At 69.1% G+C, this 13,466-nt stretch carries 10 protein-coding genes; 5 read left to right on the top strand and 5 right to left on the bottom strand.

Going from position 1 to position 13,466, the window contains the following annotated elements; all coding sequences use genetic code 11:
- The first annotated feature begins 86 nt into the window (after positions 1-86).
- Together ABD259_RS13655 and ABD259_RS13650 are read left to right on the top strand one after the other, a co-directional pair.
- Positions 87-437 carry an ArsR/SmtB family transcription factor gene (locus ABD259_RS13655; RefSeq protein WP_344101059.1) on the top strand — a complete coding sequence of 117 codons (351 nt, stop codon included), beginning with the start codon at positions 87-89 and terminating at the stop codon, positions 435-437.
- 159 nt (positions 438-596) lie between these two features.
- Positions 597-2,783 carry an NB-ARC domain-containing protein gene (locus ABD259_RS13650; protein ID WP_344162690.1) on the top strand — a complete coding sequence of 729 codons (2,187 nt, stop codon included), beginning with the start codon at positions 597-599 and terminating at the stop codon, positions 2,781-2,783.
- A 120-nt stretch (positions 2,784-2,903) separates the two neighbouring features.
- Here the strand turns inward: ABD259_RS13650 and ABD259_RS13645 are convergent, their stop codons facing one another.
- From ABD259_RS13645 to ABD259_RS13635, 3 genes are all read right to left on the bottom strand, one after another.
- Entirely contained in the window at positions 2,904-3,392 is a 489-nt protein-coding gene (locus ABD259_RS13645; RefSeq protein WP_344101055.1) for a GNAT family N-acetyltransferase, read from the bottom strand.
- Between the two features lie 176 nt (positions 3,393-3,568).
- Positions 3,569-5,245, bottom strand: a complete 1,677-nt coding sequence (locus tag ABD259_RS13640; RefSeq protein WP_344162688.1) for a CDP-glycerol glycerophosphotransferase family protein — start codon at positions 5,243-5,245, stop codon at positions 3,569-3,571.
- Positions 5,246-5,550: 305 nt separating this feature from the next.
- On the bottom strand, positions 5,551-7,620 hold the full coding sequence (locus ABD259_RS13635; RefSeq protein WP_344162685.1) for a phosphocholine-specific phospholipase C: 2,070 nt from the start codon (positions 7,618-7,620) through the stop codon (positions 5,551-5,553).
- A gap of 198 nt (positions 7,621-7,818) precedes the next feature.
- On the opposite strand from ABD259_RS13635, the gene ABD259_RS13630 reads away from it, so the two are divergent.
- Complete coding sequence (locus tag ABD259_RS13630; RefSeq protein ID WP_344101049.1) at positions 7,819-8,721, top strand: TIGR04222 domain-containing membrane protein; 903 nt, start codon at positions 7,819-7,821, stop codon at positions 8,719-8,721.
- Positions 8,722-8,778: 57 nt separating this feature from the next.
- A complete protein-coding gene (locus tag ABD259_RS13625; protein ID WP_344101047.1) occupies positions 8,779-9,684 on the top strand; it encodes an LPXTG cell wall anchor domain-containing protein in 906 nt (301 codons plus the stop codon).
- A 134-nt stretch (positions 9,685-9,818) separates the two neighbouring features.
- On the opposite strand, the gene ABD259_RS13620 is transcribed toward ABD259_RS13625, so the two are convergent.
- Positions 9,819-10,775 carry a 3-methyladenine DNA glycosylase gene (locus ABD259_RS13620; RefSeq protein WP_344101045.1) on the bottom strand — a complete coding sequence of 319 codons (957 nt, stop codon included), beginning with the start codon at positions 10,773-10,775 and terminating at the stop codon, positions 9,819-9,821.
- Positions 10,776-10,933: 158 nt separating this feature from the next.
- Between ABD259_RS13620 and ssb the strand changes: the two genes are divergently transcribed.
- The gene (gene ssb, locus ABD259_RS13615) at positions 10,934-11,551 is read left to right on the top strand and encodes a single-stranded DNA-binding protein (protein WP_344101043.1); all 618 of its coding nucleotides are present in this window, start codon (positions 10,934-10,936) and stop codon (positions 11,549-11,551) included.
- 23 nt (positions 11,552-11,574) lie between these two features.
- Here ssb and ABD259_RS13610 read toward each other — a convergent pair whose 3' ends face one another.
- The gene (locus tag ABD259_RS13610; protein WP_344101041.1) at positions 11,575-13,359 is read right to left on the bottom strand and encodes a hypothetical protein; all 1,785 of its coding nucleotides are present in this window, start codon (positions 13,357-13,359) and stop codon (positions 11,575-11,577) included.
- Positions 13,360-13,466 lie beyond the last annotated feature (107 nt).

Raw genomic sequence — 13,466 nt, 5'->3', positions numbered from 1 at the left:
AAAAGACGAACCTGAGGCTCGCACGCGAGGGAGGTACGATGCAAGTCGAACCTTGTTGGCGTAGTCGACGTTCGAGGAGATTGGGCATGCCCGACACCGAAGGCCACCCCGCGCGTGCGGAGATGGACCTGTTGACCGTGCTGAGTGCTCTGGCCGACCCCCTGAGGTATCAGGTGGTGACGGCGCTCCTTCGGGAGCCGGCGGGAGCCGAACGGCACTGCTCTTCCTTCGGCCTGCCCATATCGAAGTCGACCCGCGCCCACCATTTCCGGATCCTGCGTGAGGCAGGACTGATCAGGCAGGTGGACCGCGGAAACAGCCGCAAGGCGCGGCTGCGCCGGGAAGACATCGAGTCCCGCTTCCCCGGGCTGCTCGATCTGATCGCGCAAAACGCGCCGGCCGACGACTCCTCTGCGCCTTCCCGAGCCAACCACTGACTGGATTCGCCCGGTGTCCCGCGCCGTTCTGGTGGCCGAATGCGGTCACCGTGCACATCGCCGCTATCACGTAATGTTGCGTCGCGTTGGGACTTTTCCTGTGCAGCCCCCTACGCAGGAGGACGGATGGAGCGTCGGGACATTCCCGGGGACGGGGACATGACACGCGGTGGCCCGGATTCCCATGCCTCGGGTGAGACGCGCAATGATTTCTCCGGGCGGGCCGAATCGGTGTTCATGGCCCGTGATATCCACGACCTCACCTTCGTGAGCGGTGGCGGCCCGCAGGCGTCCCACGTGCCCTGGCAGGTTCCCGCCGCCCCCGCCAGTTTCGTGAATCGGCGCGCGGAACTGGCGCGCCTCGGTTCGGCTCTGGGAAACAGGGACGGGGCGCAGGTCGTCGTGTGTGAGGGTCCGCGCGGAATCGGTAAGACGGCGCTGCTCCGCCAGGGGGCCGCCGCGTTGAGCGACCGTTTTCCCGGTGGCCAGTTCTATTTCGAGTTTCCGCAGGTCGACGCTGGAAAGCGTGGTGATGCGGACCTGGCGGTCACGGCCTTCCTCCGGAAACTTGGAGTCAACGGTAAATACCTCCCGAACACCTACGACGAACGTGTCGCCGAGTTCCGAACTCTCACGCGCGACACGGCGACGCTGGTCGTCCTCGAAGGGGCCGAAGAGCCGGCGCAGGTCAGGGCTCTGATCCCGTCCGGCGCGGGGAGCGCTGTGCTGGTGGCGAGCGACGGTCCGTCCCTGGCGGAACTCGAATTGGACGGAGCGCGCTCCATGACGCTGCGGCCGCTGGAGCCCGAGGACGGCCGGAAACTGCTGCTGGATATGTGCGACGGGACGATCGACCCCGACGACCGGCATTGTCGGGATGCCGCCGACCGACTGGTGGCCGCGTGCCACGGCCTGCCCCTGGCCATCGTCATGGTGGCAACCCGGCTGCGGCGGCAGCTGTCGCCGGACGTGCGTGCCCTGGCCGAGGAGTTGGAGGACGAAAAGCGCAGGCTGGCCGGGATGGGGGTGAGCGCGCACCTGACCCTGTCGGCGACCTTCGGACTCACCTACCGGCGCCTGTCCGATGCGGCGTCGACGGCGTATCGGGCTCTTGGCTCCTGGCCGGGCCCCCACATCGACGGCGGGCTTGCCGCCTCGATCACGGGTGGACGCGAGGAGGACACCCGCACGTGGCTGCGCGAGTTGGTCGATGCCAACCTCATCGAGGAGTTCGCTGCCGACCGCTACCGCTTCCGGCACGAGCTGATCCGCCTGGACGCCCGCGATCGCGCCCACCACCAGGACCCCGCGGAGGAGCGCCAAGCCCGGCTCCGGCGCGGCCTCGACCGCTACCTGGTGCTCATGGCCTTCGCCGACCATGCGGTCATGGGGGTCCGGACCCGTATTACCGACACCGCGGCGTTGATGGCGGGCGCCGCGGACCCCTTCGACGGGGACCAGCGGCGCGCTCTGGACCGCCTGGATGACGAGCGCGAGGCCATCGTGGAGCTGGCATCAGCCGCAGCCCACGCGGGGTTCCCCGACCACGCCTGGCAGATCGCCGAAATGGCGACCGCGCTGTACATGAACGTCCGCTACATCAACGACTGGGTCCGTACCGGCACCATCGGCGCCGACGCGGCCCGGACGGCGGGTAATCCCCGCGCCGAAGCGCGCCTGCGGGCGGCTGTGTCCAGGCCGCTCACCGACCTCGGCAAGCTCGATCAGGCCGGGGAGCAACTGGACCGGGCGCTGGAGGCCGTCGAGCACGTCGACGACCTCATGCTGCGCTCCTCGGTACACGAGTTCCACGGACGCTACCTCGACTACGTCGACCCCGAGCGCGCCATCGGCGCCTACGACCGGGCGCGGGAGCTGAGCGAGCACGTCGCTCGGACCGCCGCGAGCGTGGAGGAGCAGCGCAACGGGCGGCGCGGCGCAGCTCTGGCCGTCTATTTCCGCGGCCGTGCACACGCGGCCGCTGACCGGCTCGATGTTGCCGACGCCGAACTCACCGATGCCTTGGGACGGTTCCGGGCCCTGGCGGACGAACGTATGGCGGCACGGGTCCGCGTGAGTCTGGGGCGCCTCCACCAGCGGGTCGGGCGGCTGCGTGACGCGTCACGCGAGTTGAACGACGCCGTCCGCGCGTTGCGGGGCGGCAAGCACAAGTACTACGCGGCGGAGGCCTGCGAGATCCTCGCGGACATCCACGCCGAACTCGGTGCCAGGGACGAAACGCGGCGGCACCTTGCCGATGCCTTGGCGATCTACGAGGAGTGCGGAAGCCCGCGGGCGCGTACCGTGCGCGCCCGCCTGGAGGAGCTCGGAGACAACGGCGACTGAGGACACCCGCCGGTGCTCCACCTCCGTTGATCTCGGCGGTATCGACCGAATACTCGCCGGTATTACGTCGATACCGCCGAGATCAACGGGCGGGTGGGAAACGGTGTCGCGCTGGACGGGTCAGGAGGACGTCGAAGAGAACGCGTCCTCGTCGAGGACACGCTCGTAGCAGACGCTGAGATCGCAGTTGGCGTAGTAGCCGTAACGGTCGATCCGGTAGTAGCCGCACCGCTCGTACAGCCGCATCGCGTCCGGCATCCTGTCGCCGGTCTCCAGGCGGATCCGTGTGGCTCCCCGTTCCTTTGCTGCGTCCTCCAACGCCCGTACCAGGACTTTCCCGATCTGCCGTCCGCGCCACTCGGGGACCACGTACATGCGCTTTATCTCGAAGGTGGCCGGGTCCAGCCGCCGGAGGCCGCCGCAGCCCACAACCTCGCCCGTGTCGGTGTCCGTGGCCAGAAGGAACACGTCGATGTCGGCTACCGAGGGCTTCGGCCCCTCTTCGTGATCCTCGCCGTCGTAGAGTTGCTTCGTCTCCCGCACCTGGTCATGGCGCAAACGCTCGCCTACGGGGTCGTCCCAGGGGACCTCGTCGATGGTGATCGGCATGCCCGACAGGTTAGGGGACGACGCGGAGACGCGGTTTCACTGCCACAGGCCTTTTCAGCGCGATGCCTTTTCCGTCCTTCCGTTGATCTCGGCGGTATCGACGTAATACCGGCGGCGAGTATTCGGTCGATACCGCCGAGATCAACGGAGGTGGAGGCGCCGGTAGTGGTAGAAGGTCAGTCAGGGAACGTGTACAGCGAGCAGGCCCAGGCGCGGGTACCCGCGCACAGCGTGAAATGCCCACTCGGGTTTCGACGGTCGCGCAGGAGGGCGTAGACGACCGAGGCGAGGAGGCATACGTCGGGCGCGTCCGGGCCGCCGGGTGACCCCGCGGGTGTGGAGACCTGGACGATCCGGCCGTCGCGGATAGCCACCAGGCACCCCTCCAGGGTGCCGACGGCGGTCAGCAGTACGCCGGGGTTCTCGGTGAGGGCCGAGTGGGCCCACGGCCGGGCACGGTCCGTCCGCAGGGGACCGGGTCGGTAGATCACCGAAGCCGAGCGGGCCAGCGCGTCGTCGGGCTCGGACACAGCTGCCGCGAGGTGTCGGATCGTGCCCGGTGGCGGGTCCTCAGGCGCGCGGACAGCCGCGGGGAAGCGGTCGACGGCAACAGTGCGCGGGCCGGTGAGCGTGGTGTGCACGTCGAACGCGGTGACCTCGGTACGCTTCGGTTCGGCGGCGGGAACGGCGCGGATTCGCCCGCTACCGGGCGGCGGCGGGAGTCCCAGCAGCTGATAGAAGAACTCGGCCTGGCGGCGGCCGGAGTCACCGACGTGCGCGAAGGCCAACTCGGCGGCGGACGCGTGCTGTCCGGGGCTGTGGCCGTCCACGGCCGCCTCGACCTGGGCTAGGAGGCCGTGATCGTGTTCCAGACGTGGGGCTGAGGCGGCCAGCTGGGCGATGGCCGTGCCCGGTACCGCTTCCTCACCGAACGTCCCCATCAGCACGGGCCGGTCCAACGCCGCGCTGTAGAGGGTGACCGAACCGTGGTCGCCGATCACGCAATCGGCGCCGACCAGCGCCGCTTGCCACCCCCGGTCCGGCGGGATGAGGAGGAGCCCCGCGTCGAGCGCGTCGGCGAGCCAGTGCCGGACCTGCCAGGGGCTGTGCGCGAACCAGATGTTGGGGTGCAGGATCGCCGCCACCCGGTAGCGGTCGTGCGGGAGCTGGGCCAAGAGCTCCGAGGGGAGCGTGGGGCGCTGGCCGAGGAGTCCCTGGTCGTTCCAGGTGGAGGTGACCGTGACGAGCCGGTGGTGATCCGCGACTCCGAGCCGCCGACGGTACTCGTCGCGGAGGCGGACACTGGCCTGGAGGTCGTCGTGGATGGGGTCGCCGATCACCGCCGCGCTCGCGGCGAGGTGCGGGTATTCGGACCGGAGCTGCTCCCGCTGAGCGGGGTGGGAAACCACCATGTGTACGTTGGGCCAGTCGGTGAACTCTTCGCGGATGACCCCCGAAATGCGGAGCCGATCGGTGAGCGAATCCGGAACATATTTCTGAAAGCCGATTCCGTGCGGAAGGACGACGATGGGGGCGGTGAAATCGGTCAGATCGACATTCTCACTGGCGGTGAGGACCAGGCGGGCCGGTGCCTTCCGCGCCTCATCCCAGGGGAGCAGGCACACGTCCTGGTCTCGGAGGAGGGCTTCCGTTCCGGCGTTGAAGGCCGAGGTGTCGTCGAAGGTGAACACCACCTGGATCCGGGGGTCGCCGCGGAAGGCCGCGAGGGCGCTGAGGAGCCGGGTGGCGGAGGTGAAGGTGCGCGCTATGGCGAGGACGACGTGGGGGTGGGGGAAAGTGGTCCAGCGCCGCGCGTCGTCGCCTGCATGGGCCCGTACGTACGGCAGGCCCATTAGCGGGGGCTCTCAGCGGTGGCGGTTAGCTCATCGTTTCCGCGATTCCGCGATTCCGCGATTCCGCGATTCCGCGATTCCGCGATTACCGCGGTGATTTTAGTGGCTGGGAGGTTCAGGCGGCTAATCGTTCGTGGTATCGGGAGGGTAATTTCGGTCATCGCTTCCGTGCGGGGTTCCGGTCAGCGATGCCGATTCTAGCCCCGGGACTGACGACGGGGCCGACGGGCTACTGTCGTCACCGAGTCCCTGGTGGCCGGAAACGCGGGAGCGTGCCCGGCCACCGATCCCGAACTGCCACGGCTTCAGCCGGTGACGCTCTCCTTGCCGTTCTCGATGTGGCCGGTGAGCCGGCGCGCGAAACCGTCGTCCTCGGCCAGCGTCACCTCCAGGTCGTACCAGCCCTGGCTGTCCCCCGTCGGCCACATCACGGTGTGCTGAGCGGAAGGGCGGACGGTGAACGTCTGCTCCGGCAGCTCCGAGTAGGCCGCGGCCCGCACAGTGAACGTCAGTGTCCGCTCCCCGCGGTTGGCGAGGCGCAGGTGGAGCTTGCGCGGGCCCGGCTTGATCTCCGTGGTGATCTCGGCCGCCCGGGCGGTTCCGTCCGCGACCGATCCGGCGAACTCGCGGCGGAACCCGTTGGGGCCGGTCAGCACGAGCCGATAGCTGCTGCCGCTGACCGGGACCCGATGCGTCTGCTCACCGGACACGTCGAAGTGGCGCGGGCGCGGCAGTTCGCCGCTATACGGGAACAGGATCAGGTGGACGCTCTCGGTGCCCTGGTTCCGCAGCGTCACTTCCACCTCCCCGTCCACCACCCGGGCGAACGCGTCGGCCTGGTAGGGCAGCGGGCGGGCCGGACGCGTCCCCGGCTCCTGCGCGGGCATCCGCTGCTCGCGCGGCGGTCTCGGCTTCCACCGGCCGTCGAAGGGCGGGACCGCCCCCGGCGCGGCCGGCCGAGGCGCCGCACCGGCCTTCGTGAAGTCGAACGCCGACGTCAGGTCGCCGGAGACCGTGCGCCGCCAGGCACTGATGTCCGGAGCCTTCACGCCGAACCGCTTCTCCAGGAACCGTAGCGACGCGGTGTGGTCGAACACCTGGGAGTTGACGTACCCGCCGACCGTCCACGGCGAGACCACGATCATCGGCACCCGCATGCCGAGCCCGATCGGATCGCCAGCGTAGAACTCATCATCTACGTCCTCCGGCGGAGCCGGCGGCGGCATGTGGTCGAAGAAGCCGTCGTTCTCGTCGTAGTTGATGAACAGCACCGTCGAGTCCCATACCTCAGGGTTGGACGCGATCGCGTCCAGCACCTGGTAGGTGATGTTCGCGCTCTGGATCGGTGACGACGCCGAGGGGTGCTCGGAGTCGGCGGCCGACGGGACGATGTAGGACACCTGCGGCAGCTTCCCCGCCTCGATATCGGCGCGGAACGCCGCCGCCGTGCGGCCGGTGGGGTGGCGTCGCAACGCCCGCTCGAACAGGCGCCGCTCGTGGTCGCTGAGCTGGGCGACGCCTTCCTCCAGGCGCGCCTCCATCTGCTCCCGCTTTTCTGGCGATGCCTTGCTCAGTGCCTCGTAGTAGTAGACCATCGCCGGGTAGTCACCCCGGAGCGCCTTGGCCGCGATGTCCTTGAACGTCGCGAAGAACTCCAGCTGGTTATCGGTGAAGTTGTCCCATTCCTGGTACACCTGCCAGCTCACCCCGGCCTGCTCCAGCAACTCGGCGTAGGTGACCCAGTCGTACCCCGGGTGCGTGGCCTCGGCGTAGGCATCGTTGCCGACCGCCCGGCGCCGCGTTCCGGGCTCGTAACCCGTGTATCCGGTGAAGTGGTAGTTGCGGTTGGGGCTGGTGGAGGAGAGAACCGAGCAGAAGTAGTGGTCGCAGATGGTGAAGGTGTCCGCGAGTTCGTACTGGAACGGGATGTCCTGCCGCTCGTAATAGGTCATCGTGGCGGCGCCCTTCGCCGGGACCCACCCGTCGTGCCAACCATCGCCGCGCGACCGCTGCCCGTCGGTCCAGAAGTGGGGAAGAGCCCCGATGTACTGCAGGTTCTTCTTCACCAGGTCGGCGGCGTCCCGGACCGGGAACGGCAGTACGGTTCTGCCCCAGCCGGCCGGCTGTTCGAAGACGCTTCCGCCGTCCGGCAGCTCGATGGCATTGCGGTCACCGAAGCCCCGCACGCCCTTCAGCGCACCGAAGTAGTGGTCGAACGACCGGTTCTCCTGCATGAGGAAGACGACGTGGTCGATGGCCTGCAGGCCACCGGGGAGGGCGGGCCGGGCGAGGGCGGTGTGCACGGACGGGGGAAGGAGGGACGCGGCGAGCGTGCCCGCGCCGACGGTGAGGAAACGCTGGCGGGAGAGGGTCATGGCGGCCTTTATAGGAGGGGGGATGGGCTACTCCTTGGCTCCCCGCTAAACGGTGGTCGTATGTCGGCTTACGCCTGGTTTGCATGAGTGCGGCGGGCGATCGAGCGGGCACCCCTTTCCCCGAGGTGAGGAGAGAATAGGAGCGGTGATAACGTCCGCTTCCCCCTTATCGAGATCCGCCCGCGCCGAGGAGGCCCCGTGACGGATGCCTACGGGTATGTCCCCATCGCGATCCTCGCCTCGGAGATGCTCGTCATTGTCGTGGTCCTCGGCATCTTCGAGATGCGCGGATTCCTCGCGCATCGCGCTCTGTGCCAGGAACCTCCCGCCTCTGTCCCCGACGCCGACACGCTTTCCCCGACGGAACTGGCGTTTCTTGCGGGCGGCACGCGGCGCAGGGCCGAAGTGACGTTGACCGGGATGTACCTGCGAGGGCGCATCCGCCTCCAGGACGACAACGGCGCTCTCACCGTCAGCGGCCCGCGCCAGCCCCTACTCGGCGAAGGCGACCCGATGGAGCGCGCTATCCTGCGGCACCTGGGCGCCCACGGCTCCAGCACCGCGAACGGCCTCATCGACGCCGCTGTGGCCGTCTCTGGTCGGCGCAGTGTGCGGCAGCGCCTCTCCGGCATCGGGCTCTTCGCCGATTCAGCGGAGCTGGAACGCGCGCTCCACATGCGAGCCTGGGCGCTGAACCTGCTGACATGGATCGGCTCCGTCGGACTTCTCGGCCTGGTCGCGGGAGGGGGCGTCTACATCGCGGCGGGCGACGCGTGGGCGCGGGATATGGCGGCCCTGACGCTCGGGTTCGGCGTGACGCTGGTCTCCTCCTGGGCGCTACTGCGTGGTCTGGGAACGATCACCGGCGGGGACCTCACCTCGCGCACCGCAGCGGGAGACGCGCTCCTCGCCCAGGCTCGGGAGCGTTATGCCGCCCCCGGCCCGGATAGCGACCGACGTCTCGCCCTCGACGACGCGCTGCGTTTCACGGCGCTGAGTGGGTTCACGGACATGCGGCGGACGCGGTTCATACGTACGTCTTCCCAGATCACCGATGTGTTATGGCACCGTGACGGCAGTTGCGCCGGACGTTCGGGATGACGCGCTAGGTTAGGCCTCCTCTGCGCACATCCCCCGAATATCTTGGGAGCCATCCCAATGAACACCTGGCAGACCCATGTCTCCCGCGCGTCTCGCACCGCTGTTGGCACGGTGCTCATCTTCGGCGCGACGCTCGGTTTCTCCGGGGCGAGCGCCTTCGCCGACACGGATGACCCCGCCGACCTCCCGGCTCCGAAGGAGCGGCGTACCGGCCCTCCCGGTGACAACGGAACCGTGAAGGTCCACGACCCGGACGCGGATTCCGACGACATGCGCAACGAGCCGCACGTCTGCGCGTTCACCCTGGTCGGCTCCCACTTCGACGACGAGCAGAAGGTCTGGTGGAAGATCCGCGCGTGGCCGCCGGGCGAGAGCGCCAAGAAGCGCCCGGTCGTCCTCGAAGGCGACCTGACCCTGGACGAGGACGGCCACGGCAGCACCGCCACCCAGAGCCTTCCGGACGGCCACTACAAGCTCTTCTGGAACTTCGACGGCGTGAACGGTCACGCCAAGCAGAAGGTCTTCTGGGTCGACTGCGAGGGCGAGGAGGAGCCCGACGAGGACTCTACGGGGGCTGACACGGAGTCCGACGAGGACACGGAGACGGATCGGGATAACGACGGCAACGACGAGGACGCGGAGACCCCGGGCGAGCCCGGCGACAAGGACAAGGGCGAGTCACAGGAGTCCGAGAAGGACGCGGCGGGCGCGCCGAGCCCGAAGCCCGAGGCTGACGCCGGGCAGCCGGACTCCGAGGGGCCCGCTCCTGTTTCCGCCGCAGAACCGGAAACCGACGAGGAGGAGGCCGACACCGCGAGTATCGGCGGCCTTCCGGTGACCGGTACCGCCCTGGCCGGTCTCGTCGTGGCAGGCGTTGTGGCGCTCGTCGGCGGCGGCGCGGCGATGTTGTACGCCCGCAAGCGGAAGGCCGCCGCGGACGACTCGGAGCGCAGGGAGCCCTAGTCCGAGAAGTCCGGAAAAGCTCGCGCCGGTGCACCAAACGGCCCGGGGGCCACGGCGCGACGAGGTGGCGGGGACCCGCGAGTCCCCACCGCCTCCCATGCGCCGGTAGCGGTGCCGCCGTGGTAGGCGGGCGGTCACTCCCCGCCGGTGGCGGTGGTTCCGACCAGCGGGGCGCAGGCCGCCAGAAGGCGGGCGCGCAGCACCTTCCCCCGCTCGGCGAAGTCTTCCTGGGCGGCCATGTACTCGGCCTTGCCCTGCGCTGTCTCGATCCGCACCGGTTCGTAGCCGTAGCCGCTGAGGTCGTAGGGGGAGGCGCGCATGTCCAGCTCGCGCACGTCGCGCGCCAGCTCGAAGCAGTCCACGAGCAGTTCTCCGGGCACGGCCGGGGCCAGCTTGTAGGCCCACTTGTACAAATCCATGGTGGCGTGCAGGCAGCCCGGCTGGTCCAGTTCGATCTGGGTGTCGCGGGACGGCCGCAGCCGGTTCAGGGGGCGGGCCTCAGGGGTGAAGAAGCGGAAGGCGTCGTAGTGCGAGCACTGGATGCGGTGCGACTCCACCACCCGGTCGGTCCCCTCGGCGCCGAGGCGCAGCGGGACCGAGGAATGCCTGACCTCGTCCTGGTTCCGCCGGTACACCATCGCCCACTCGTGCAGCCCGAAGCATCCCAGGTGGGCGGGGCGCGACGCGACCGCGGTGAGCAGCGAGACCACGAACCGGGCGGTCGAGCCCCGCTTGGCCGTGAACGCCTCCAGGTCGAGCCCCACGCCGACCACCGGGTCTCCGTCCGGCCCGGTGGCCCGGATCTCGGTGAAGAACCGCTCGTCGAGCCGGTGCCGGGCGGCCTCGCCGAGCAGGACCACCCCGGCCCCCGGATACCAGCGTCGCAGCTGTGAGGGCTTGTAGCTGTAGTAGGTGAACAGGAAGTCCTCGACCGGGTGCGCGACGCGGTCGCGGCGGCGTTCGAGGTGGCCGGCGACGAGTGCGTCCACCCGCTCGTGGTGCCGCGCTTCGCGCTCTTGCCAAACCTGTTGCTCCAGGACCGCCACCGGGGCGCTCCCGGCGGGAGTGGAGATCGCGGTCGGAGTGTTCATCGGGTTCCAGGTTAGGCGTTCGGCGGCCACGTCCTTGTCAGCCGCTCGTCCACAGGTGGGAAACGGGGATGGCTGGGCGGTGGTGGCGATTGCTTCGCTGGTGGTGCGCCGGACAACCGGCTGGCGCATCTCTGTTCTGCGGCCGGAGGGATGCCCTGATGAACGCGACCATCGTCACCGTCGTCGGTCGCCTCGTCCGTGACCCGGAGGTGAAATTTCTGGAGGACGGCACGGCGCTGTGCCGCTTCACGGTCGTCACCGCACCCCGCGTGTTCGACCGCGCCACCGGCAAGTGGGGCGATGGCGACCCCGTGTTCCTGTCCTGCTCCGCCTGGCGGCTGTATGCCGAGAACATCGCCGCCAGCGTGGGCCGGGGCAGCCGGGTGATCGTCGTCGGGGAGCTGCGGCAGCGGAGCTACACCAGTTCCGGGGGGCAGGCGCGGACCATCGTGGACCTGCGGGTGCACGACCTCGCCCCGACCCTGCGGTGGACGGCCGCGCGGGTCACCCGCAGTGGATGGGTGGACGCCGCGAGCGCGGGGGCGCGCCCCGAGCCGAGGGGCGAGGAACGGGAGCGCTGGGCGGGAAGCAGCGAGGGTGAGGAGGCCGAGCGGAAGGTGTCGGTGCCGTTGCCGCGTACCGGGGGGTCTGCCCCCGCGGTACCGACGTCGCCGGTGCCGTTATCCCCGTCGCCCCGACTGTGGTCGCCATGGCCGACGGTGTCCGCGCTGCGGAGCGGAGAGTCGGCGCAGGAGGAGGGCGATCCGCCGTTTTAGCGGTGGTCGATGGCGTGGGGGAGTCAGTTGGTCCGCTGTACGGGGAGGTGGCGTCCGAGATAGCCGATGTAGATGCGGTTGGTGGTCTGCGGGCCGAGGTGCGGGTAGAAGTACAGCCGCGGACAGATGCCGTACTCGGTGTCGAGTTTGATGTGCGCGAACATCGGCACCTCACCGCGCGCGTCCACCTCGGCGGGCACCTTGAAGACGCGTTTTTCGCTGAGCTTTTCCCGGTTGCGCACGTGGTCGCTCTCCCGCGAGGCCAGTCGCCGCACCGGGATGGCGTGGTAGCCGTCCGGCGGCTCGCGCAGATAGCCGTGGAAATTCAGGCCGCTGGTCGGGTTCTCCAGCTTGAAGCGCGCGTAGTCGTCCAGGGCGAGAAGCGCCTCCCACGCGCGCGCCACCCACAGGGTCTCCTTCTGGTTGCCCGTGAGCTCGCGGACGGTGTCGCGGTCCTCGATGGTGAAGTAGAGGTGGGGGAAGTTGGAGCCGTCGGTGATCCGGTCGAGCAGGTCCTCCACCTTGCGCGGGGGACGGCGCCGAGGGTCGGGGGGCGGGGCCTCGCCCGCCAGGCGGAACAGGCCCTCCTCCCGGAGGCGGCGGCGCAGCCAGGCGATCTCGTGCCGGGCGGTGTGCAGGGCTTCACGTGCGGTGTTGGTCTCCTCGGTGACCTCGGCCAGTTCGGCGATAAGACGCTCATTCTCCTTGGTCCGTTCGGTCAGCTGCGCGCCGAGCTGTTTGGCCTTGGTGCTCAGCTGGTTGGCCTCGTGGGACTTGTCGGCCAACCGCGCGCGAAGCATGTCGATGAACTCGTTGGCCTGCTGGTCGCTGCTCGCGGCGACGGGCGAGGGCCGGGACGGAACGATGGGGTCGTCCTCGGCGTCGTGGATAAAGGTGTCGATCTCCTCTTCGTTCAGCAGAGCGTCGATGTCGTGCAGAGCGGGAGGAAGGGGGAATTCCAGCGCGTTGTCGCGGACCGAGCGGGCGAGCGCCAGGCTCACCCAGGCGCGCACCCGCTCGCCGTCGCGGGCGGTGTCCAGGGTTTGCGCGCTCATCCTGGGATGTCGGAGGGAATCGGAGGGATCGTTGAAATCCACGCGGGGGAGGAAGGTACGGACCCCTCCGGGAGGTATGTCGAAGCCCCGGGGCAGGATCCGTCCGAGGGCTTCGTGCGCGGCGGCGTCGAGGATGTACCCGGCGCACATGCCGGTCGACCGGGCCAGGACGCTGCCCATGGTCTCGCACCATCCGGCGACGGTCATGTCTTCCGGGGTACCGCTGATGACGATGGCCAGTCGGCGGTCGGGGTCGTTGATCGAGTTGAGCAGTTCCTGGACGGCCCGATCGTCCTTGCCGCGCACGATGTGCGGCACGGCCGGGAGCCGGTGGCCGCCGTCGAAGCCGGGGACCTCGTCGAGCAGCATCCGCACCGCGTCGGGCGGGGCGATGTCGAGGCGGTCGCTGCCGGAGATCCCCGGGCGCGGGTCGACCGTCATGTCGATCCAGATGTACCGGTGGGCGAGACGCTGCGGGTCGTGGACCGCTGTCACCGTAGTGCGCCATACACCGTCGGGTTTGTCCGATTCGGTGGTGAGACGCAGGAAGGTGATGTTCTCGTCGTGGTTCTCGTGGCGCAGCACCATCGCCCGCGACCGCTTGCTCAGCTCATAGGCCCCTGACCGGGTGAAGTCGACCCGCGCACCCGCTGTTCCGCGCTTACTCAGCCATTCCGACAGAACAGCCGAGGTCGTGGCGATGACGTCGTGATCCTGCGGGACCGTGACGATACTGCGGTAAACGAGGGACACTCCTGATCTCCCGTCGGTGGCCGGTTCCGGAGGGCTCTGGAATCTTCCGGCCTGCGGTATAGGCATTCCTGGATGGGCCCTCACAGACAACTGTGGCCTAATGGGTG

This window comes from Nocardiopsis rhodophaea, from assembly GCF_039530945.1.
GTDB classification, from domain to species: domain Bacteria; phylum Actinomycetota; class Actinomycetes; order Streptosporangiales; family Streptosporangiaceae; genus Nocardiopsis_C; species Nocardiopsis_C rhodophaea.
Note: the sequence above shows the minus strand (reverse complement) of the source record. Positions and strands in the feature narration are given on the sequence as shown.